Origin of the sequence: Streptomyces sp. S465, assembly GCF_026898115.1 — a bacterium.
Classification (GTDB): domain Bacteria; phylum Actinomycetota; class Actinomycetes; order Streptomycetales; family Streptomycetaceae; genus Streptomyces; species Streptomyces luomodiensis.
This window is the reverse complement of record NZ_CP114036.1, coordinates 424,680-446,829: the sequence shown is the minus strand read 5'-3', so window position 1 is coordinate 446,829 and position 22,150 is coordinate 424,680. Positions and strand designations below refer to the sequence as shown.

General features: G+C 72.5%; 12 protein-coding genes and 2 pseudogenes. 8 read left to right on the top strand and 6 right to left on the bottom strand.

Going from position 1 to position 22,150, the window contains the following annotated elements; all coding sequences use genetic code 11:
- The first annotated feature begins 175 nt into the window (after nucleotides 1-175).
- The 4 genes from N6H00_RS02105 (at nucleotide 176) to N6H00_RS02090 (ending at nucleotide 10,136) form a co-directional block, all read left to right on the top strand.
- On the top strand, nucleotides 176-2,800 hold the full coding sequence (locus tag N6H00_RS02105) for a beta-L-arabinofuranosidase domain-containing protein (protein ID WP_268969784.1): 2,625 nt from the start codon (nucleotides 176-178) through the stop codon (nucleotides 2,798-2,800).
- Between the two features lie 54 nt (nucleotides 2,801-2,854).
- Complete coding sequence (locus N6H00_RS02100; RefSeq protein ID WP_268969783.1) at nucleotides 2,855-6,277, top strand: glycosylhydrolase-like jelly roll fold domain-containing protein; 3,423 nt, start codon at nucleotides 2,855-2,857, stop codon at nucleotides 6,275-6,277.
- 73 nt (nucleotides 6,278-6,350) lie between these two features.
- Nucleotides 6,351-9,641, top strand: coding sequence for a family 78 glycoside hydrolase catalytic domain (locus N6H00_RS02095; RefSeq protein ID WP_268969782.1), 3,291 nt, complete (start codon nucleotides 6,351-6,353; stop codon nucleotides 9,639-9,641).
- A 42-nt stretch (nucleotides 9,642-9,683) separates the two neighbouring features.
- Nucleotides 9,684-10,136 (top strand): hypothetical protein, encoded by a 453-nt coding sequence (locus N6H00_RS02090; RefSeq protein WP_268969781.1) that lies wholly within the window; start codon nucleotides 9,684-9,686, stop codon nucleotides 10,134-10,136.
- An 88-nt stretch (nucleotides 10,137-10,224) separates the two neighbouring features.
- Here N6H00_RS02090 and N6H00_RS02085 read toward each other — a convergent pair whose 3' ends face one another.
- From N6H00_RS02085 to denD, 3 genes and pseudogenes are all read right to left on the bottom strand, one after another.
- Nucleotides 10,225-10,905: an ABC transporter ATP-binding protein gene (locus N6H00_RS02085; protein ID WP_268969780.1), complete on the bottom strand. Its 681-nt coding sequence runs from the start codon at nucleotides 10,903-10,905 to the stop codon at nucleotides 10,225-10,227.
- A 62-nt stretch (nucleotides 10,906-10,967) separates the two neighbouring features.
- Nucleotides 10,968-12,458, bottom strand: coding sequence for an ABC transporter permease (locus tag N6H00_RS02080; protein WP_268969779.1), 1,491 nt, complete (start codon nucleotides 12,456-12,458; stop codon nucleotides 10,968-10,970).
- Nucleotides 12,459-12,525: 67 nt separating this feature from the next.
- Nucleotides 12,526-13,547, bottom strand: a pseudogene (denD, locus tag N6H00_RS02075) (D-erythronate dehydrogenase).
- A 133-nt stretch (nucleotides 13,548-13,680) separates the two neighbouring features.
- Between denD and N6H00_RS02070 the strand changes: the two are divergent.
- Together N6H00_RS02070 and N6H00_RS02065 are read left to right on the top strand one after the other, a co-directional pair.
- Nucleotides 13,681-14,118 (top strand): cupin domain-containing protein, encoded by a 438-nt coding sequence (locus N6H00_RS02070; protein WP_268969778.1) that lies wholly within the window; start codon nucleotides 13,681-13,683, stop codon nucleotides 14,116-14,118.
- Nucleotides 14,119-14,304: 186 nt separating this feature from the next.
- Nucleotides 14,305-14,472, top strand: a pseudogene (locus tag N6H00_RS02065) (substrate-binding domain-containing protein); the annotation flags it as partial.
- Nucleotides 14,473-14,527: 55 nt separating this feature from the next.
- On the opposite strand, the gene N6H00_RS02060 reads toward N6H00_RS02065, so the two are convergent.
- The 3 genes from N6H00_RS02060 to N6H00_RS02050 form a co-directional block, all read right to left on the bottom strand.
- Complete coding sequence (locus N6H00_RS02060) at nucleotides 14,528-16,519, bottom strand: family 43 glycosylhydrolase (RefSeq protein ID WP_268969777.1); 1,992 nt, start codon at nucleotides 16,517-16,519, stop codon at nucleotides 14,528-14,530.
- A gap of 621 nt (nucleotides 16,520-17,140) precedes the next feature.
- Nucleotides 17,141-18,070 carry a 5-dehydro-4-deoxyglucarate dehydratase gene (gene kdgD, locus N6H00_RS02055; protein ID WP_268969776.1) on the bottom strand — a complete coding sequence of 310 codons (930 nt, stop codon included), beginning with the start codon at nucleotides 18,068-18,070 and terminating at the stop codon, nucleotides 17,141-17,143.
- Nucleotides 18,071-18,382: 312 nt separating this feature from the next.
- Nucleotides 18,383-19,555 (bottom strand): L-talarate/galactarate dehydratase, encoded by a 1,173-nt coding sequence (locus N6H00_RS02050; RefSeq protein WP_268969775.1) that lies wholly within the window; start codon nucleotides 19,553-19,555, stop codon nucleotides 18,383-18,385.
- Nucleotides 19,556-19,717: 162 nt separating this feature from the next.
- On the opposite strand from N6H00_RS02050, the gene N6H00_RS02045 reads away from it, so the two are divergent.
- Together N6H00_RS02045 and N6H00_RS02040 are read left to right on the top strand one after the other, a co-directional pair.
- Nucleotides 19,718-20,593, top strand: a complete 876-nt coding sequence (locus tag N6H00_RS02045) for a LysR substrate-binding domain-containing protein (RefSeq protein WP_268969774.1) — start codon at nucleotides 19,718-19,720, stop codon at nucleotides 20,591-20,593.
- 116 nt (nucleotides 20,594-20,709) lie between these two features.
- A complete protein-coding gene (locus N6H00_RS02040; protein WP_268969773.1) occupies nucleotides 20,710-22,125 on the top strand; it encodes a carboxypeptidase regulatory-like domain-containing protein in 1,416 nt (471 codons plus the stop codon).
- Nucleotides 22,126-22,150 lie beyond the last annotated feature (25 nt).

Below are 22,150 nucleotides of genomic sequence, written 5' to 3'. Positions count from 1 at the left end.
TCCTCATGAGGCCCGGCGCACCGTCCCCACCAGGGTGATCGAGAAGGACGGGCGCGACTCTTGACGCACGAGGCAGTGCGGCCATAACTTCCTGGCAACTCAATCGAAACGTTTCAACGAAACGTTTCAACTTCGTCCCCGGGAACCGCCCTGCCCCCGAAGGAGACGCACCGCCATGACCGAATCCGGATCAGTCGCAGGGCCCCCGGTGAGCCGTAGACGGGTGCTGGCCGCGAGTGGTGCGGCCGCGGCCGCGTGGGCCGCCGGGCCGCCCGCCCCCGCATCGGCCGCCACCCCCGCCGAGGCCGCTCCCGCGGCAGCCCCCACCACGGCCGCTCCGGCCGCCGCCTCCGCCGGGGCCGCCCCCACGCGGCTGGCGGCCTTCCCGCTCTGCGCCGTGCGGCTCCTGGAGAGCCCGTTCCTCGCCAATATGCGGCGCACCCTGTCCTATCTGCGCTTCGTCGATCCGGAGCGGCTGCTGCACACCTTCCGGCTCAATGTCGGCCTGCCCTCCACCGCTGAGCCGTGCGGCGGCTGGGAGGCCCCGGACGTGCTGCTGCGCGGTCACAGCACCGGCCATCTGCTCTCCGCGCTGGCCTTCGCCCACGCCAACACCGGTGAGCGGACCTACGCCGACAAGGCGCGCCGGATCGTCGCGGCGCTCGCCGAGTGCCAGGCGGCCGCGCCCGGCGCGGGCTACCGGGCCGGGTACCTGTCCGCGTTTCCCGAGCGGATCTTCGACGAGCTCGAGGCGGGCGGCAAGCCGTGGGCGCCGTACTACACCCTTCACAAGATCATGGCCGGGCTGCTGGACCAGTACCGGCTCAGCGGGAACGACCAGGCCCTTTCGGTGGTGCGGCAGATGGCGGCCTGGGTCGACTCCCGCACCTCCCCGCTCGACGAGGCCACCATGCAGCGGCTCCTCGGGGTGGAGTTCGGCGGCATGAACGAGGTGCTGGCGGGCCTGTACCTGGTCACCGGCGACCCCGTCCATCTGCGCACCGCGCGCCGCTTCGACCACGAGTCGCTCTACGGTCCGCTGGCCGAGGGGCGCGACGAACTGGACGGGCGCCACGCCAACACCGAGCTGGCCAAGATCGTGGGCGCGGCCGAGGAGTACCGGGCCACCGGCGACCCTCGCTATCTGCGGATCGCGCGGAACTTCTGGCACATCGTGGTGCGCGACCACTCGTACGTCATCGGCGGCAACTCCAACCAGGAGTTCTTCGGCCCGCCCGGACAGATCGTCAGCCGGCTGTCCGGGGACACCTGCGAGAACTGCAACAGCTACAACATGCTCAAGATCGGCCGTCGGCTGTTCCGCCACGACCCGGGCACCGCGGCCTACATGGACCACTACGAGTGGACGCTGTACAACCAGATGCTCGGCGAGCAGGATCCCGACTCCGACCACGGCTTCGTCACCTACTACACGGGGCTGTGGGCCGGATCGCGCCGGCAGCCCAAGGGCGGCCTCGGCTCCGCGCCCGGCAGCTACAGCGGCGACTACGACAACTTCTCCTGCGACCACGGCACCGGTATGGAGACCCACACCAAGTTCGCGGACACCATCTACTTCCGCGACGAGAAGGCCGGCGCCCTGTACGTCAACCTCTTCATCCCCTCCGAAGTGACCTGGGCGGAGCGCGGGCTGAAGCTGCGGCAGCACACCGGCTACCCCGACACCGACACCGTCCGGCTGACCGTCACCGAAGGCGGCGGGCGGCTGGCGCTGAAGGTGCGGATACCCGGCTGGCTCGCGGACGCCGGATCCCGGGCCCGGGTGCTGGTGGGCGGCCGCCCGGTGGCCGCCAAGCCGGTACCGGGCCGCTATCTGACCCTGGACCGCCACTGGCGCACCGGCGACACCGTCGAGCTGACCTTCCCACGCGAGCTGGTGTGGCGCCCGGCCCCGGACAACCCGCACATCAAGGCGGTCTCCTACGGCCCGCTGGTGCTGGCGGGCGCCTACGGCGACAGCGGCCCGCGCACCATCCCGGGTATCGAGCCCACCTCGGTGCGGCCGGTGGCCGGGCGCGGCGGGCCCGAGTTCACCGCCGTCGCCGAGGGCGCGAAGGTGCCGCTGCTGCCCTTCCACCGGGTGCACCACCAGAGCTACAATGTCTACTTCGCCGTCCCGCCGAGCGGCCCGCGGCGGCGCGAGATCGCCCGCTTTCCGCTGGCCGAGGGGGACGGGACGACCAGCGCGGACGCGCTGCGCCGCTTCCCGGACGCCCGGCTCGTGGGCGGCGCCTCCTGGCGGGACGGGCCGACGGGGCCGGACGGCGCGGCGGTCGCGCTGGACGGGAAGGACGGCCATGTGGCGCTGCCCCCCGGGCTGCTCACCGGCCTCACCGAACTCACCGTGTCCGTACGGGTCTTCCTGGAGAGCGTGGCCAACTCCGCCCGCGTCTTCGACCTCGGCTTCCACAAGAACACCTACCTCTTTCTCACACCCCGCACCGGCGCCGGGAAGGCCCGCGCCGCATGGAAGATCGCGGGCATGGAGGCGGAGGACTACGTCGACGCCTCCACCGCCCTGGAACCGGGCCGGTGGATCCATCTGGCGCTCACCATCGGCGACGGCACCGGCGTCCTGTACGTGGACGGCGCGGAGGCGGGGCGCGATGACGCGGTGGTCTCCGGGCCGTTGCTGCTCGGCGCGACCAGCCGCAACTACCTCGGCCGCTCGCAGAACCCGGCCCATCCGTATCTGCACGGCGCCGTCGCCGACTTCCGGGTCCTGGGGCGCGCGCTGAGCGCCGCCGAGGTCGCCGCGCTGTACCGCGCCGACGGCTGACCCGCGCCCTTCACACCCCACCCCACCTTCACCCCGTCCCCCAGGAGTGCCCCCATGCCGGAAACCGGCGCAGCAGAGCCCGAAAGACCGATCCGGCCGACCAGGCGCCACTTCGTGCTGGCCTCCGGAGCCGTTGCCGCTGCCCTCGGCACCGGCCTGCCCGGCGCGACCCCGGCGCACGCGGAGCCCGTGGCCGGGGCGGGCTTTCCGGCCGCCCGGTTCACCGACCCCCGCCGCGACAGCCGCCCCACGGTGTACTGGTACTGGAACGGGCCGGTCACCCACGACCTGATCGACCGCCAGCTGGCCGAGCTGCGCGCCAAGGGGATGTACGAGGTCGTCCTCTTCCCGTACGACAACGCCGAGATGAGCCCGGTGTTCTTCAGCGAGGACTGGTTCGACGTGGTCGGACACGTCCTGGCCGTCGCCGGGCGCACCGGGATGCGGGTGTGGGTGTTCAACGACAACCACTTCCCCAGTGGACGCGCCGCCGGGCTGATCGTGAACGGCGGCACGGTCGGGACCCGCCACTACCCCGCCCGCCCCGAGCTGCGGCTCAAGGCGCTGTGGCGGTCCACCACCGTGGTGGAGGGACCGGCCACCGCCGACCTGTGGGAGACGACGGGCGTCGGTGTCGAGAGCGGCCGGCTGGTGGCCGACGCCGCGGTGCTCGACGGCGCGGCCGTGCTCCGGGGCGGGGCCCGCTGGGGCGACTGCACGGTCACCGGCAGCGTCAAGGCCGAGACGGCCGCCGCCGGTCTGCTGCTGCGCGCCTCCGCCACCGGCGACGACGGCTATCTGGTCGCATTCGACCAGACCGGGGTGGTCACCGTCTCCCGGCTGGACGGCGGCGAGCGGTCCGAACTCGCCCGCAGCACCCGCACCGACGGGTTCAACCGGACCACGTTCCACACCCTGCGGGTGACCGTCAGCGGCGCCACGCTCACCGTCGGCCTGGACGACAAGGACAAGGGCACGGTCACCGATGACGCCCACCCCGCGGGCAGCGTCGGCGTGTACGCCACCGGCACCCAGCGCGCCCTGTGGGAGGACCTCACCATCACCGCGGCCGACGGCACGGTCCTCTACCGCGAGGACTTCACCGACCCGGCCGCGCCCGGCGAGTTCGCCACCCGCCTAACCCCCACGGCCGCCACACCGGTGGCGGCCGCCGCCCGCCCGGCCGGGGCCGACGACGCCGCACGGCTCGTCGAGCTCACCGACCGGCTGCGGACCACCCACCGCTGGGAGGTGCCCTCGGGGCGGTGGCAGATCGACGTGTTCGGCGGGACCGTCCTGGCCGACGACAGCCAGGGCTACAGCCGCGCCTACGTGGACCTGCTCGACGAGGAACCCATCGAGCTGATGCTGGACATGGTGCCGGGCGAGTACCACCGCAGATTCGGCCGCCACTTCGGCACCGTCGTACCCGGCTTCTGGGACGACGAGCCGTTCTTCGCCTCCGCGGAGCCGCACTTCAAGCGGGCGCCCTGGTCACCCACGCTGGAGGCGGCCCTGCGGGCGGTCGGCGCCGAGCCCGGCCGGGCCTACGCCGCGCTCTTCGACGACGGCCTCGGCCAGACGGGCCGGGTGCTGCGCGGGCGGTTCTGGCAGGCGGTCTCCGACCGGTTCGCGCTCTCCTTCCGCAAACAGGCCCGCTGGTACGCCGAGCGGCGCGTCGCCCTGATCACCAATCCGCTCTACGACGAGACCGCCCCCGCCAAGCGCATCGCCTCCACCGGCGATCTGCACAAGATCAACCAGTGGGCGCAGATACCCGGCGGGGACATGATCACCGGCGAGTACGTGGCGGGCGAGCCCACCATGATCCCGCGCAACCCGGCGAGCGCCGCCCACCAGGCGGGCCGCGAGCGGGTGCTGATGGAGGCGTTCGGGAACATGGGATGGCAGGTCGCGCCCGCCTTCGCGCACGCGCTGCTGGGCGCGGCCGCCGCCCGGGGCGTCAACCTGACCGTGCTGCACGCGCTGTGGACCGACGAGACACGGGTCTTCTTCCCGCCGCCCTTCGGCCCGCGCGCCCCCTGGTGGTGGGCGATGCGTCCGCTGGCCGACTGGACCGGGCGGGTGATGGAGTGCGCCCGCGGCACCTCCGGCGCCCGCACCGCCCTGATCCAGCCGCAGCGCGCCGCCGAGCAGTGGCGGGGCACCGACCGGGGCACCGCGCTGGACACCGCGTTCGCGGCGGCCGCCCGTGCGCTGGAGAGCGCCCAGACCGACTTCGACCTCGTCCACGAGGGCGCCCTGTCCGGCGACCGGGCCCTGCGGGACCACGCCCGGACCGACGGCGGCACCCTGTCCGTCGGCCACGCCCGCTACGAGGTGGCCGTCCTGCCGAGCACCCCCGTCCTGGACGCCGCCACCGCCCGTGCCCTCGCCGACTTCGCCCGCGGCGGCGGCACCGTCCTGGCCGTCGGCGACCTGCCCGGACAGGAGGCGAACGGCGACGACACCGCGCTGCGCCGCGCCCTGCGGGCCCTGTTCCCCGACCGGGCCCCGGGCAGCCGCCGGATCGGCCGGGGCCGGGCCGAACGGGTCGCGGACGCCGCCGGCCTGGGCGAGGCGGCCCGCAGCGCGGGCGTCGCCGCCGTCGTGCTCGATCCCCCCGCCGCCTCGGTACTCGCCCTGCGCACCACCTCCGGCCGGGACACGGCCTTCCTGCTCAACAACGAGAGCGCCGAGACCGTGACCACCGAGGCCGTCTTCCCGGCCGGCGGGGTGCCCGAACTGCGCGAGCCGACCACCGGCACGGTCACCGCCGCCCCCGTGTACAGCGCGGCGGACAGCGGCGCACCGGGCGCCGAGGCCACCCGGCTGCCGCTGCGCCTGCGCCCGTACGAGACGCTGGCCGTGGTGTTCCGCGCGGGCGCCCGCGCGGGCGCCCATCTGACCCGGGCGGACCTCCCGGTCACCGCCGTGAGGGCCGAGGACGGCCGGCTGCGGGTGGCGGCGCTGGCCCACGCCCCCGGCCGGTACGCGTTCACCGGCACCGACGGACACCACGGCTACCGCGGCGAGGTGCGGGTCACCGACCCCCTGCGGGCGATACCGCTGGACGGCGACTGGACCCTGACCCTGGAGCGGGACGGCGCCGAACCCGTCGTGCGGCCACTGGGCAGCTGGGCCGACCTGGACCCGGGTTTCTCCGGCAGCGCCACCTACGCCAAGGACATCACCCTCACCCCGGCGGACCTCGACGGCCGCCGTCTCCACCTCGACCTCGGAGAGGTGCGCGAGGTCGCCGGGGTGACGGTGGGCGGCACCGCGCTGGAGCCCGCGCTGTGGGCCCCGTACGCCGTGGACGTCACCGACGCGCTGCGCCCCGGCGTCAACACCATCGCCGTCCGCGTCGCCAACACCCTCGCCAACGAGCGTGGCAAGCCACTGCCGTCCGGGCTGCTGGGGCCGGTGGACTTGCGTCCGCTGCGCCCGGTGACGGTGCGTCTGACCCGTACCTGACCCGCGTCCACCGCCTGTCGCCCGTCTGACGTTCCCGGCCCTTCCGGCCGCATCACACCCACGGAGAGCCCCCATGGACCGACCCCCGCGGCCACCCGCGCGCCGCCGACGTCTCGCCCGGTGCGCCACCACCGCTCTCGCGGCCCTCGCCGCCCTGGCCACCACGGTGCCCTCGGCGGCCCCCGCCGAGGCGAGCACCACCGGCCGCCCCACCGCGCTGCGCACCCAGGCCCTCGAACAGGCCCTCGGCATCGACGACACCACGCCCGAGCTCAGCTGGCGGCCGTCCGTCCCCGGCCGGGACACCGTACAGCGCGCCTACCGGGTCCAGGCCGCCACCAGCGCGGCCCGGCTGGACGCGGGCCGCCCCGACCTGTGGGACTCGGGCAAGGTCGGCTCCGCCGCGCCGCGCACCACCTACGCGGGCGACCGGCTCGGTCCGCGCACCCGCGTGTACTGGCGGGTCAAGGTGTGGGCCGGCGGCGGCGCGGGCCGGGCCTCCGGCTGGAGCGCGCCGTCCGTCTTCGAGACCGGGCTGACCTCGCCGAAGGACTGGTCCGCCCAGTGGATCGGCCATCCCGACTGGAAGCTGAGCGGCCGCACGGTCACCCCCGTGGCCGTCGAGCTGCCGCCCACCACCGCCCGCTATGTGCGGCTGGACGTCACCCGGCTCGGACTGCCGCTCGCCGAGGACGACTTCCCGGCCCTGACCCGCCGGCTGCAACTGGCCGAGATCGAGGTGCGCGACTCCGCCGACCCCGACGGCCCCGACCTCGCCAAGGGGGCGACGGTCACCGCCTCCGAGAGCGACACCGTCCGCAAGGTCTGGGAGCCGGCCCTCGCCGTGGACGGGCTCACCAACAGCGGTGCGCAGACCGCCGCCGGGTACGCGAGCGAACCGCATCCGGACGCCGATGTCTCCGCCACGCCGATCACCCTCACCCTGGACCTGAAGCGGACCGCCCACTTCGACCGGGTGCTGCTCTACCCGCGCGCCGACGTCCTGACCGACGACGGCCGGGTGCCGGGCTTCCCCGTCGACTACACCGTCGCCACCTCGGGCGAGGCCACCGGCCCGTTCACCGAGGCCGCCCGTACCACCGGACAGACCCCGCCGCAGCCGTACCTCCCGGCCGGACTCCCCCTGTTCGCCAAGGACTTCAGCCTTCCGCGGGGCATCCGCTCCGCCCGCCTCTACCTCACCGGCCTCGGGGTCTACGACGCCCGGATCAACGGCCACCCGGTGGGCGACGCCGTACTGGAGCCCGCCAACACCGACTTCGCCGACCGCGTGCAGTACGCCACCTACGACGTGACGAAGCGGCTGCGGCGCGGCGCCAACACCCTCGGCGTGGAACTGGGAGGTGGCATGGCCAACGTGGTGAGCACCGCCGACCGGTACCGCAAGCTCTACGGCAACCTCAGCGATCCCAAGCTGCTCGCCCAGCTGGAGATCACCCTCGCCGACGGCACCGTCCGGCGCATCGTCAGCGGCCCCGACTGGCGCACCACGCTGGGCCCCACCACCTCGTCCAACTGGTACGGGGGAGAGGACTACGACGCCCGCCGGGAGATCCCGGGCTGGGACCGGCCCGGCGGGGACCGCGCCGGCTGGCGGGCCGCCACCGCCGTCGCCGCGCCCGGCACCGCAGCGGCCCCGGCGCGGATCAGCGCCCGCGAGACCGAGCCCATCCGGGTGACCGAGACCCTGAAGGGCACCGAGGTCGCGAACTCCCCGCAGGGCAGCCGGGTGTTCGACCTCGGGCGCAACATCGCCGGCTGGCCCGAGATCACCGTGCGCGCGCCCCAGGGCACCACCGTGCGTGTCTACCCCGCGGAAAGCCTCAAGGACGGCCACGCCAACCAGTCCATCAGCAACGTCGGCGCGCCGCTGTGGGACAGCTACACCACCGGCGGCGGCTCCGCCCGGACCTGGCATCCGCGGTTCAGCTACCACGGCTTCCGCTATCTGGAGCTGAAGGGGCTGCCGGCCGGCGCCGAGGTGTCGGTGCGCGGCCTGGGCCTGCGCACCGACAACGCCCCGGCCGGGGAGTTCACCAGTTCCAACGAGCTCCTGGACGGCATCCACGGGCTCATCCGGGGCGCCATCGAGAGCAACATGATGAGCGTGCTCACCGACTGCCCCAGCCGGGAGAAACTCGGCTGGCTGGAACAGGACCAGCTGGTCTTCCCCGCCCTGGCCGCCAACTACGACATGCGGTCCCAGCTGCGCAAGATCGTACGGGACATGGCCGACGCACAGACCACGGACGGCCTGATCCCCAGCACCGTGCCGGAGTACACCCAGCTGCCGGGCGCCTACCGCAACGACGCCAACTGGGGCGGCGCGTTCGTCCTCGTCCCCTGGCAGCTCTACACCACCTACGGCGACACCGAGACGCTGCGCGCCTACTACCCGAAGATGAAGGAGTACGCGGCCTTCCTCCAGCGGCAGGTCACCGACGGCATCCTCGACTACGGCCTGGGCGACTGGTTCACCCCCGACCGCACCTTCCCGCGTGCCGTCGCGGGCACCTACGGCTACTGGCGGGTCACCGACGCCCTCAGCCGGATCGCGGGCGTGCTCGGCGAGCGCGCGGACGCCGCCGCGTACCGGGAGCGCGCCGACGCCTCCGTAGCCGCCCTGTCCGCCACCTACTACGACGCCACGACCGGCACCTTCGGGGGCGGCGGACACGGGGCCGAGGCGCTCGCGCTGGACATGGGAGCCGTACCCGACGGCCAGCGGCAGCGGCTGCTCGACCACTTCGTACGCGGTGTCGAACAGGCGGGTCACCACCTCCTGCTCGGCGAGATCTCCCTGCCCGCCGCCTTCCGGGTGCTGTCCGCGGCCGGACGCGACGACGTGATCTACCAGATCGCCACCCGCACCGACAGCCCCAGCTACGGCTACCAGGTCGAGCACGGCAACACCACGCTCGGCGAGAGCTGGGACGGCGGCTCCGGCCAGTCCCAGAACCACTTCATGCTCGGCGCCATCGACTCCTGGTTCACCGGCTCCCTCGCCGGGATCCGGCAGACCGACGACTCGATCGGCTACCGCGAACTGCTCTTCGCCCCCGCCGTCGTCGGCGACCTGACCTCGGCGGCCGCCTCGTACACCACGCCGTACGGCCCCGCCCGCAGCACCTGGCGGCGCGACGGCTCCGCGTACCGGCTGACCGTGACGGTGCCCGCCGGGACCACCGCCGAGGTGCGGGTGCCCGTCACCTCCGGCGCGGTGCGGGCGCCGGACGGGGCCCGCCCGCTGCGCACCGAGGACGGCGCGCGGGTGTACGCGGTCGGATCCGGGACCTGGACCTTCACCTCCCACTACCAGCCGCGGACCGGGAGCGACGCATGACCGACGACCGCGCCGCTCACCCTGGACCGCTGGTCGCTGCGGGTGGCGGACTGGCGGCCGGGCCGCGCACCCGACCGCCATGTCACGGTGGACCACCGGCTGAGCCTCGACGCCCTCGCGGCGTGGCCGGACATCCCCGGCCTGGAGGATGTCTCCGGCGTCGGCCGCTACCGCGCCACCGTGCGGTTGGGGCGCGGCTGGACGGGAGCCGGCAGCGGCGCCCGGCTGGAGCTGGGGGAGGTCTTCGACACCTGCCGGGTCACCGTCAACGGCACCGCCGTGGGCCCCGTCGATCAGGTGACGGGCGTGGTGGACGTCGGGGATCTGCTGCGGCGCGGTGAGAACACCATAGAGGTCGAGGTGGCCACCACGCTGCTGAACCAGCTGCGGACCGTCCGCCCCGCGGAGTTCGGCGCCGCGCAGCGGCAGCGGTACGGCCTGATCGGGCCGGTCCGCCTGGTGCCCTACGGACGGGCGGTGGTGTCCGGCGGCTGACCGGTCACGGCCCGGGACCGGACTTGCCCGGCCGGCGCTCCGCCGGGAGGGCGGGGCGCCGGCCGGTGTGCCGGGCCGGGCGGGCGGCTCAGGCCGCCCGCTCGGTGACCCGCACCGTGCCCTTCTCGATCGTGGCCAGGCGCGGAGCCCGGCGGGCGATGGAGCTGTCGTGGGTGACCATGACGAAGGTCAGGCCGTGCTCCTCCCACAGCCCCTCCAGCAGCGTCATGATCTCGTCGCGCATCGACTCGTCCAGGTTGCCGGTCGGCTCATCGGCGAGCAGCACCTTGGGGCGCTTGACCAGCGCGCGGGCGATCGCCACGCGCTGCTGCTGGCCCCCGGACATCTCGCCCGGCAGATGCCCCAGCCGTTCGCCGAGCCCCACCGACGTCAGCGCCTCGGCGGCCCGTTCGCGCCGCGCGGCGGCCTTGACGCCGAGCGGGACGAGGGCGGTCTCCACGTTCTCCTGCGCGGTGAGCGTGGGGATCAGGTTGAAGCTCTGGAAGACGAAACCGATGTTCTCGGATCTGACCTTGGTGAGTTTGGCCTCGCTCAGCGAGGCCAGGTCGACGCCGTCGAACTCGACCGTGCCCGAGGTGGGGCGGTCCAGGCCGCCGAGCATCTGGAGCAGGGTGGACTTGCCGCCGCCGGTGGGGCCCTGGATCACCAGACGGCCGCCGTCCTCGATGGTCAGATCGACGCCGGCGAGGGCGTCGACGGTGTCCTTGCCGCGCCGGTAGCGCTTGATGACGCCGCTGAGCTGGTACATGGGTGACTCCTTGACTTCGTGTCGGGCGGAGGAGGGACGTTGGCGAGAGGTGCGGACCGCGGCTACTCGACGCGGCGCAGCGCGTCGGCCGGGCGCAGCCGGGAGGCGCGCCAGCCGCCGAAGCCCCCCGCCACCAGTCCGCCCGCCACGGCCAGACCCACCGCGAGGACGATGGTGGCCGCGCTGACCGGCGCGGTGAGCGCCACGTCCAGGGTCTTGGCCGCGGCCTGGCGCATCCCGCCGCCCATGCCCCCGCCGGGTCCGCCGCCGCCCGGCCCGCCCATGCCCTGGCCGCCGCCGGACGAGCCCAGCTGGGCGGTGAGGCCGGGGCTGATCGCGGTCACCGCGTAGGCGCCGGCGAGTCCGAGCGCGATCCCGAGCGCACCGCCCAGCAGGCCGTTCACCAGGGCCTCGCCCACGACCTGACGGGTCACCCGGCCGCTCTTCCAGCCCAGCGCCTTGAGCGTGCCGAACTCCCGCACCCGGCGGCTGACGGCGGAGGAGGTGAGCAGCCCGGCGACCAGGAAGGCGGCCGCCAGCACCGCGATGGACAGCCACTTGCCGACGTTCGACGCGAGGTCGGAGGCGGTGGACAGGGAGCCGGAGACGGTGTCGGCCAGGTCGGCGGAGGTGGTGACCGTGGTGCCGGAGACGTTCTTCTGGATGGCCGACTTGACGCTGTCGATCCGCTGCGAGTCCGACGCCTTGACGTAGACGGTGGTGACCTTGTCCTTGGCGTCGGACAGGGTCTGCGCCTGCTTGAGCGGGAGGTAGACGTTGGCGGCGGCCGAACCGCTGTCGGCCGTCGCGATCCCGATGATCTCGAACTTGGTGCCGGAGACGGTGACGTCGTCACCCACCGCCAGTTCCTTCTCCTTGGCATACGCGCTGTCGACGACCGCGACCTTGGCGTTGGTCTGCGCGCTGGTGAAGGTCTTGCCCTTGGTGATCTTGGAGGAGGTCAGCGGGCCGAGGTCCAGGTGGGTGACGTCGATCCCGTAGACGGAGAAGGAGTTGACGTCGAACTGGGCGCCGCCGCCCTGGACCTCGCCCTGCGGCTGGCCGTTCTGGCCGCCCCCGCCGCCGGGGCCGCCCTGCCGGGCGCCGCCGCCGCTCTGGTCCTGCTTGAACTCACCCCGCTGGAACTGGCCGCTGACCTTCATGACCTGGAGGCTCAGCCCGCCGACCGCGTCGGCGACCCCGCTCTGCCGCCCGATCTTGGTCACGGTCGACGCGGACAGGGTCTGGAAGCCCTGCACCATCACCCGGTCGCTGCTCTGTTCCTCGTCGTCGTCGTTGTCGCGCGCGTCGAACTGGAAGCGGGGACGGGAGTTCTGGTCGTCACCGGAGGGTGCCTCGCGGGCCTTGGTGACGGTCATGTCGGTGCCCAGCCCGTACAGCGACTCCAGCACCTTGCCCTGCGCGCGTTCCATGCCCGAGGAGACGGAGGTGACGACGATGACGAGTGCGATGCCGAGCGCCAAGCCCGAGGCGACGACGAGCGCCGCCTTTCTACGGCGGCGCAACTCGCGCCGGAGGTAGGTGAAAAACATGGCGTGACGGTAAGGGCGGGGCGTGATGGGAGGGTGAGGACATGATGAGAGCGGGCTGAGAAACGCTCTAAGGGCGGGCACCGCCCCCGACCGCCTCGGCGTGGTCCTCGAGGTAGTCGCGCACCACCGCTTCGAAACTCGGGTCGCGGTCCAGTCCGAGCGCCGCGGCGCGTGGGTTGTCGAAGTCGGCGGGCCACGAGCCCACGATGGCCTCGATGTCCGGGTCGGGGGCGATCGTCACCAGGTCGGCGGTGGCGTCGCCGGCCACCCGCCGCAGTGTGGTCAGCATGTCGGCGACCGAGACGGTGAGCGCCGGGAGGTTGACCGGCACCCCGCCGTCGAGCCGGCCCGGCCCGGCGCCGCGCTCGACCTCCGCGACGCGGAGGATGCCCGCGACGGTGCGGCGCGGCGAGGCCAGGGGGCCACCCTCAGGCCGGGGCGGACCGGGCAGATCGCCGGGGAGCCGGCGAGCGGCTCGCGGATGATGCCGGACAGGAAGCCGGAGGCGGCCGCGTTCGGCTTGCCCGGCCGTACCGACACGGTCATCAGGCGGGCGACCCGTCCGTCGAGGAAACCGCGGCGGGTGTAGTCCGCGATCAGCTGCTCGCAGACGAGTTTCTGCGTCCCGTAGCTCGACCGCGGCGTGGGCAGGGTCGACTCGCTGACGACCGGCGGCAGCGGCAGCGCGGGGTCGGCACCGTAGACCGCGACACTGCTGGAGAACACCACCCGGGGCATCGGCCCGCCCGCGGCCGACTGGGCCCGCGCGGCCTCCAGCAGCGCGCGCGTGGTGTCCACATTCGCGCTCATCCCGAGGTCGAAGTCGGCCTCGCACGCGGCCGATACCGCGGCGGCGAGGTGGATCAGCACATCCACCGGCTCGGCGAACAGCTCGCCGAGCCGGTCGGCCACGTCGCCCCGCACGATGTCCACGAGCGGGTCGGCGGCCACCGCCGCGCCGGACGGCACGACGCGGTCGGCGAGCACCAGCCGGTCGACCGGCGCACCACGGAACGTCCGCGTGCCGAGCAAGGCGTCGGTGACCTGCCGGCCCAGGAAGCCGAAGGCGCCCGTGACGACGATCCTCATGCGTTCGCTCCTCGCTGGTCGGGGCGCCGGCCGAGACCTCCGCTCGTCCCGGCGCGGGGGGTGTACGCACAGCCGACCCACCCGTCGAACCCCAGGGCGTCGATGACCGTGCCGGGTGGGGGAGGATATGGCCATGACTGATGTCTCTGACCTCGTATCACACCTCGGACTCCAGCCACATGTCGAGGGCGGATGGTTCCGCGAGACCTGGCGGACGTCCGCCGGCGCCGTCCCCGGCGGCTACGACGGCGAGCGGGCCTTCGCCACCGGTATCTACTTCCTGCTGCACCCGGGAGAGGTCTCCCGCTGGCACCGTGTCCGGTCGGACGAGGTGTGGCTGTGGCACCGGGGCGGGCCGCTGCGGCTGCGCCTGGGCGGGAGCGGCGCGGCTCCCGACGAGGCGGGTGCCGATGTCGTCATCCTGGGCAACGGGATCGAGCGCGGCGAGGTGCCGCAGTCCGTCATCCCCGGCGGCGTCTGGCAGAGCGCCGAGCCCGCCGGTGCCGAACCGGTGCTGGTGACCTGCGTGGTGGCGCCCGGCTTCGACTTCGCGGACTTCGAGATGCCCTGAGCCGCGCGGACGGCGCGCGGCCCCGATGCCACTGCCCGCCCGCGCGGAGGGCGGGCAGTGGCGCACGGGTGGCCGATGTGTCGCGAGGCCCTACGCGGCCAGCGCCTTGACGATCCGGTCCAGCATGAACGCCGAGGAGTCCCGGGCCCGTTCTTCCAGTAGCGGACGGCGGCCTGCCGCTCGGTCCACCTCGTGGAACTGGGACACCGCCGGATCGTGCACATCGACGGCGGTCGCGGACCGGGCTCCGCGGAGCGGCGGCGGGCCTACCGGACCGCCATGCGCCGTCATGGTCCGGAGCCGGAACTGCGGGTGATCCGCGGCGATCAAAGGCGACGGCGCGGGGCGGTGACCGCCCCGCGCCACGCGCGGCAGGTGGTGGGGACTCAGCGCGGGACCAGGGCGCGGTTCACCAGGCCCGGAACGTGGCGTCCGGCCGGTTCCCGGCGGTGACGCGCCCGACGCGCAGGAGCGATGCACGGTGGCTCAGGTACTGCCCCGGGGCGGCGTAGGACTCGAAGGATGTCAGAGACTTGTCGGACAGTCCCGGCACCCGCCGCCAGGTCGCGTCGGCGCGGAACGCGTCGTCGTCGGTGAGCGCCTCGCTCCACACGCCGTTGTCCTTCCGCCGCAGGTAGTGGCCGGGGTAGTTGACCGACTCCAGGGACACCGCGGCCGGGTCCGCCAGACCCGGAACCACCTTCCACCGCATGTCGGCGTAGGGCGTGACGTTCGGGTCGACCCGGCCGCGGCTCTCGTAGTGCCGGATGAAGCGGTTCGGCGCGCCGGCCGCCTCGAAGCTGTAGACGTTCGACCGGATCGCGACGTTGTCGAAGCGGGCGAGGGACCGGCCGGCTGCCGCCCCGTCCGCCGCGTTCCCGGCGCCGCGCAGGCCCGCCCGCACGCCGTTGGCTCCCGAGGTGAAGCTCGTGTCCGTCACGCTGAGCCTGGGCTTCGCCATGCCGTCGACGTACACCTTGATCGACGAGCCGATGGCCTCGATCTTCACATGGTGGGTCCTGCCGACCGCCACGCGGAACCGAGCGCGGGCCAGTTCCGTTCGCTGCTCGCCCGTGGACTTGCCCAGGACCAGGCCGTTGGTGGTGAGGTCGGCGTAGTAGCCGCGGAAGCCCTCACGTCCGGCGCCGGGCTCGGTGACGCGGAAGGCGAGTCCGGACGCGCCGCGGCCGTGGGTGAGCGTGACGTCGGCTTCGTAGACGAGGTCCGAGAAGTTCGTGTCCTGCAACGCCAGTCCGCCGGCTCCGGCGACGGAGTACGCCCCGCGGGTCGCCGACCACTGGGCGTCGCCGTAGGTGTGCCATCCCACGGCGTTGTCGTCACCGAAGTCGTCCTGGACCTTCATGGTGACCGGCCGGATGGTGCCGTCCTCGTTGAAGTACATCCGGTCGTAGGCGAGTTGACGGTGGTTGCCTTCGGTGTCGCTGAGCGGGCGGCGGTGGTAGAGGATGTACCAGATGTCGGTGCCGGGCACGTTGACGACCGAGTTGTGGCCCGAGCCGCGGGCGACGGCGGGGTCCTGCCCGAGCACCTTGTCGATCTTCTTGAAGGGGCCGGTGGGCGAGTCGGACATGGCATAGGAGACGGAGTAGTCCGGGCCGGTCCAGCCTCCCTCGGACCACATCAAGTAGTACTTGCCGTTCCGTTTGAACATGAAGGAGCCCTCGGTGTAGTTCTCCGGGGTGATCTCCTTGTAGGTGGTGCCATCGGCGAAGGTGCCGAGGCTGGTCATGTCCGGGTTGAGCTTGACGACGTTGGCGTGATGCCAGCCGCCGTAGTACATGTATGCCTGGCCGTCGTCGTCGATGAAGACGTCCTGGTCGATCGGCTGGGCGCCATTGTGGAACTGCGAGATGAGGGGCTTGCCGAGGGCGTCCTGGTAAGGGCCTTCGGGACGGTCGGCGACAGCCACCCCGATGCCGCCGAGCTCGGAGTTGTTCTGGATGTCGTTGGCCGCGAAGTACAGGTAGTACTTGCCGTTCCGCTCGACCGGTGCGGGCGCCCAGAGGGCGCGTTTGGCCCAGGGGATGTCGGCGATGTCGAGGACCTTGGGGTGTTCGGTCCAGTGCACCATGTCGGTCGAGGAGAACGCGTTGAGATACGTCTGCTGGTCGTACTCCTGGGACGTGGTCGGGTAGATCCAGTACCGGCCGTCGTAGACCGCGACGTCGGGATCGGCGTACCAGCCGTCGACGATCGGATTGCCGGACTCGGCCGTGCTGTAGTCGGGTACGGCGGCGGGAGCCTTCGGCGCGCTCGCGGCGTCGGCTGCCACGGAGGCGGGCGGGAAGCCGAGCAGCAGGGCGGCGGACAGCGCGAGGGAGAAGGTGCGTATTCCGCGAGTGCTGCGAGTGCTGCGAGTACTGCGAGTTCTGCGAACCAACGTACTGCCTTTCGGGAAGGGGACGGAGCACGGGGAAAGCGGGCGGGCCGTCACATCCGGGTTGCCCCGATGCCGTTCGCGCGGCGTTCCGTCGGGCGGTGCCTCGGCGGACGAAGGTGGTGTCGGCATGAGGCCCCCGCAGGCGCACACTAGGGTGCTGACAACGATGTCACAGATGGATCTCATGGAGACTTCCAGCTGCTGCGGCCAGTGTCAATACGCCGTAACGCCCCTTGTGTTCGCGCCGCACCTTGGCGCCGTACCCCAGGTGTTCTTCCACCCCGAGGGAGTACGACCCAGGCCCTTCGCCCCGGCATCCGGATCTCCGTCCCGCCCCGCCGGCGCGGGCTGGAGTTCCTGGCCGACTACGACAACCGGGTGCCCGAGGGCGCGGTGAGCGTCAAGGCGGTGCGCGGGGACGACCGCGGGGCCGTGCTCCTCGACGTCGAGTGTCACCAGCTCGGCGACACCGACCCCCGTGCCCTGGCGGTACGAAACCAGCAGCGGCGTCCGCGCCGCGCGCCGACGCCCTGGAGGTGGCACTCCCCGCCCGCCCGTCGGCGCCCTGCGTCCAGGTCCTGCGCATCGAGCCGGAGGCCGGCGGGCGGGAAGGGGAAAGGGTCAGGCAGTCGGCGCGGACACGCCCTTGATGAGGGCGGTGAGTTCGGCGAGCTCGGACTCGGTCAGGTCGGTCAGGGGCGGGCGCACGGGTCCGGCGCTGTGCCCGGTGGCGGTCATCCCGGCCTTGACGATGCTGACCGCGTAGCCGTGTTGCCGGTTGCGGATCTCGGTGTAGGGCAGCACGAAGTCGCCCAGCAGTTTGGCGACGGTGTCGCGGCGGCGCTCGCGGACGGCGCCGTAGAACTCGAGGGCGAACTCGGGCAGGAAGTTGAAAATGGCGGAGGAGTAGGTGGTGACGCCGAGTTCGAGGTAGGGCAGGGCATACGTCTCGGCGGTGGGCAGACCGCCGACGTAGGTGAGGCGCTCGCCGAGCCGGGTGTGGATGCGGGTCATGGCGTCGATGTCGCCGATGCCGTCCTTGTATCCGATGAGGTTGGGGCAGGAGTCGGCGACGCGGGCGAGGGTGTCCGCGCTGTAGCGGGCGTTGGCGCGGCCGTAGACGATGACACCGAGGCTCGTCGACGCGCAGACGGCCTCGACGTGCTGGGCGAGCCCGGCCTGCCCGGCCTCGGTGAGGTAGGGCGGGAACAGCAGGATGCCGTCGGCGCCGGCCCGCTCGGCGGCCTGGGCGTACTCGATGGCGGTGCGGGTGCCGTACCCGGCCGGCGCCAGGATCGGGGTGCCCTCGGGCGCGGCCTGTACGGCGGCGGTGACCACCTCTTCGGTCTCCGCGGCGGTCAGGGAGAAGAACTCACCGGTGCCGCCCGCGGCGAACAGACCGCCGACCTCGAACGCGCCGAGGCGTTCGATGTTGGCGCGGTAGGCGCTCTCGTCGAAGGAGAGGTCGTCCGCGCGGAAGTGTGTGACCGGGAAGGAGAGCAGGCCCGATCCGATGCGCCGGCCGAGCTCCGCGGGGGTGAAGGACGTCATGGTGGTTCTGCTCCTGGGAGGCGGTTGAGAGGTGGTGCGACACGGCGGTGGCCGCCGTCGCATGCGCTGTGTGGTTCCGGGACAGACGCTACGAGCCCCCACTGATGCGTGTCCAACACTCAAAAGGCATCCTCCAATACCGTCTCAGTATCGTGAGAGGGGAGGAGGAGACGGGACGGGGGGAGTGGCGCGGGTCCGGACATGGGTCTGGCGCGGGCTCCGCGCCGTCCGTCGGCGGAGCCCGCGCCAGGCGGGCGCCCTCCTCGCCGTGCGGGGAGGGCAATGCGGGGGACCTCGGTGGTCAGGGGGTGGTCAGGGGCGCTTGCCGACCTCGTGGGTGTCCTGGGTCCAGGCGCGCGCCTGCTCGCTCAGGGTGATGCCCAGGCCGGGCCGGCCGGAGAGGTGCATGCGTCCGTCGCTGATCGTCAGACGCTCGTTGAACAGCGGCTCCAGCCAGTCGAAGTGCTCCACCCACGGCTCGATGGGGTAGGCCGCGGCCAGGTGGACGTGGATCTCCATGGCGAAGTGCGGGGCCAGCTGGAGGTTGTTGTGCTCGGCGAGCGTGGCGAGCTTGAGGAACTGGGTGATGCCGCCGATGCGCGGGGCGTCGGGCTGGATGACGTCGGCGGCGCCGTGGCGGATCAGCTCGTAGTGCTCGGCGACGCTGGCCAGCATCTCGCCGGTGGCGACGGGGGTGTCGAGGGAGGCGGCGAGGGCCGCGTGGCCCTGCGCGTCATAGGCGTCGAGCGGCTCCTCGATCCAGACCAGGCCGAAGTCCTCCATGGCGCGGCCCATGCGCTGTGCGGTGGGCCGGTCCCACTGCTGGTTGGCGTCGACCATCAGCGGGACGTCGTCCCCGATGCGCTCGCGTACGGCGGTCAGCCGGCGCAGGTCCTCCTTGGAGTCCGGGTGGCCCACCTTGATCTTGATGCCGCCGATGCCGTTCGACAGCGACGCGGTGGCGTTGTCGAGGAGCTCCTCGGTCGGGGTGTGCAGAAAGCCGCCGGAGGTGTTGTAACAGCGCACCGAGTCCCGGTGCGCGCCCAGCAGTTTGGCCAGCGGCAGCCCGGCCCGCTTCGCCTTCAGGTCCCACAGCGCCACATCGATGGCGGCGATCGCCTGGGTGGCCACACCGCTGCGCCCCACCGACGCCCCGGCCCAGACCAGCTTGGTCCACAGCTTGCCGATGTCGCTGGGGTCCGCGCCGATCAGATTGTCGACGATCTCCTTGGCGTGCGCGAACTGGGCGGGTCCGCCGGCGCGCTTGGAGTAGCTGAAGCCGATGCCCTGGTGTCCCTGCTCGGTCTCGATCTCCGCGAACAGGAAGGCCACTTCGGTCATCGGCTTCTGCCGCCCGGTCAGGACCTTGGCGTCGCTGATCGGCGTGGCCAGCGGCAGGGTGACCGAGGAGAGCTTGACCCAGGCGATGGTGTCGAGGGTGGCGTCGCCGTGCTGGCCGGCGGCGGAGGCGGCTGTGTGCGTCATCGTCACTACTGCGTGTCCCTGGTGTGTGAGGCGGATGTGATCGATCTGGCCGGACCCCGCTGAGGGGCAGGCTGCTCGCCGTTGGTTCGGACTGACGTTAAGGTCGGCGATTGATCCACGTCCAACACGATTTTTAGATGATTCAATGCCTGGAGAGCATCGATGTTCACATTGACGCAACTGGTGAGCTTTGTCGCCGTCGCCGAGGAGCTTCACTTCACCCGGGCCGCGGAGCGTCTGCGGATGACGCAGCCACCACTGAGCCGGCAGATCCAGCTCCTGGAACACGATCTCGGTGTGCAACTGCTGGACCGCACCAACCGCACGGTGCGCCTCACCCCGGCCGGCCGGTCCTTCCTCAACGAGGCGCGCACCATCCTCCGCCAGGCGGAAGCGGCCGCACTGTCCGCCCGGCAGGTCTCCGCGGGGGAGGCCGGTGCGATCGCGATCGGGTTCACCGGGGCCAGTGCCCACTCCTCGCTGGGTCCGCTCCTGGACGTGGCCCGCTCGGCGATGCCCGGCACCGAGATCGTTCTGCGTGAGATGGTGACCCGGGACCAGCTGGAGGCGATCACGGGCGGGTCGCTCGATCTGGGGATGATCCGCCCTTCGAGCACCGGGCCCGACCTCGCGACGCGCCCCGCCATCAGGGAGGGACTGCTCGCCGCCGTGCCCCGGGAGCACCCGCTGGCGGAGGGGGACGAGATGCTGCCGGTCCACGTCTTCGACGAGCAGGAAGTGCTCATGTACTCACCGGTCGAGGCGCGCTACTTCCATGAGCTGCTGGTGAGCGTCTTCCGGGCCGCCCAGGTCACCCCCCGCTTCACCCAGTACCTCAGCCAGGTCCACAGCCTGCTGGCCATGGTCAACGCGGGGTGGGGCATCGCCTTCGTCCCCGAGTCGGCCGCCCAGATGCGCTTCCCGGGGATCACCTTCCGCTCGCTGGAGCTGCCCGACCCGGCCCCGGTCGAGCTCCACCTGGTCTGGCGCAAGAACAACGACAACCCGGTGCTGCACTCCCTGCTCCGGCACCTGTGACCGTTCGCATCCGCCTCTTTGCGCTGGTGGGACGGGGTGGCGGGCCGCGATCCAGATGCATGTAAATTACATGGATATTGTCATGCGCCCGGAGCGTGGCCAAGGGAAGGGGACCAGTGCGAGAAACGGTGGCACAGGCCACGCGGACGGCCGTACCGGGTGGACCCGCGACGACACGGATCGAGCGCTCCCGTGGCACCTCCCTGGTCCGCACCCTGGCCGAGATCCTGTGGTTCCCCGTGGCCCTCTTCCTCGGCTTTCTGTTCTGTTTCGCCCCGGCTCTGCACGCGCCCCAGCCGCACCACGCGAAGGTGGTGGTGGCCGGCCCGGCGTCGGCGGCGCGGGTCGACGCCGCCTTGCGGCGGCAGCACCCCGGCGGGTTCGACGTCACCGCCGTGGCCGACGGCCAGGAAGCACGGCGGTCGGTGCTGGACCGGGAGGCCGTGGCCGGCTTCGCCGGTGGCGGCCGGCACCCCGTGCTGTACGTGGCCAAGGCCAACGGCATGTCCCTCGAACAGGCGCTGGTCAAGGCGTTCACCGCACTCGACGCCGACGGCGGCCGGCGGCTCGAGGTCGAGGACGTGGCCCCCACGGTCGGCAAGGACCTGATGGGCACGACCCTGGTCTACTTCGGCATCGCCTGGAGCGTCCCCGGTTACCTCCTCGCGACCACCCTGCTGCGTGCGGTGACCTTCAACCGGCGCAGGAAGCTGCTGACGATCGCGGGCGCCGCCGCTCTGCTCAGCGTCGTCGGCTTCCTCGTCGGCGTGGGGCTGGGCTACCTCCCCTTCGCCCCCGGGGCCTTGGGCGTCGCCTTTCTGCTCACCACCGCGGTGGCCACGTTCGCCTCCGGTCTGGCGCCGTTCGCCAAACAGTTCTTCCCCGCCCTGGGCATGGGCCTGTTCATCGTGGCGTCCATCCCCACCAGCGGCGGTGTGGCCCCCGCCCCGCTGCTGCCCACCCCCTTCCAGTGGGTGCACGCCGTGATGCCCCTCGCCAACGCGGTGGACGCCCTGCGCGGCATCCTGTACTTCGACGGGGCGGGGGTGCTGGGACCGGTCCTCGTGCTGTGCGCGTGGATCGCGGCAGGTGTCGCCCTGCTGGGCCTGGACGCGTGGCTGCGGTCCCGCCGGGCCGCGCGACGGGACGCGGAGGACGAGCCGGAGGACGTGGCGGAGCCCCCGGTGGACGACCCCTCCCTGGAGGTGCCGACGCCCACCGCGCTTCCGATCCACCGCCACCACTTCGGCGAGCCCGTGCCGATGCTGAGGGGCACCGTCCACGACGCCGAGCGGCGGCCGGTCCGCCACGCCGCGGTGACCGTCATGGACACCGGCGGCCGGCAGCTGGTCCGCACCACGACGAACGAGCGGGGCGAATACGCCGTGACCGGTCTGCCCGAGGGATACCTCACCATCGTGGCCTCGTCCTCCGCCCGGGAGCCGGTGGTCCACCAGCGGCTGCTGCGGTCCGGTGCGGTCATCAGGGCGGACTTCGCCCTGCGTGGCCGCAGCGGAGCGAAATCCAGGTGACGGCGGCCCCCGTGCTGCCTACGAT

Coding starts and splice junctions, on each gene's coding strand:
- N6H00_RS02095 (WP_268969782.1), top strand. CDS start 6,351: ATGGACCGACCCCCGCGGCCACCCGCGCGCCGCCGACGTCTCGCCCGG.
- N6H00_RS02050 (WP_268969775.1), bottom strand. CDS start 19,555: ATGACGCACACAGCCGCCTCCGCCGCCGGCCAGCACGGCGACGCCACC.
- N6H00_RS02105 (WP_268969784.1), top strand. CDS start 176: ATGACCGAATCCGGATCAGTCGCAGGGCCCCCGGTGAGCCGTAGACGG.
- N6H00_RS02080 (WP_268969779.1), bottom strand. CDS start 12,458: ATGTTTTTCACCTACCTCCGGCGCGAGTTGCGCCGCCGTAGAAAGGCG.
- N6H00_RS02085 (WP_268969780.1), bottom strand. CDS start 10,905: ATGTACCAGCTCAGCGGCGTCATCAAGCGCTACCGGCGCGGCAAGGAC.
- N6H00_RS02045 (WP_268969774.1), top strand. CDS start 19,718: ATGTTCACATTGACGCAACTGGTGAGCTTTGTCGCCGTCGCCGAGGAG.
- kdgD (WP_268969776.1), bottom strand. CDS start 18,070: ATGACGTCCTTCACCCCCGCGGAGCTCGGCCGGCGCATCGGATCGGGC.
- N6H00_RS02100 (WP_268969783.1), top strand. CDS start 2,855: ATGCCGGAAACCGGCGCAGCAGAGCCCGAAAGACCGATCCGGCCGACC.
- N6H00_RS02070 (WP_268969778.1), top strand. CDS start 13,681: ATGACTGATGTCTCTGACCTCGTATCACACCTCGGACTCCAGCCACAT.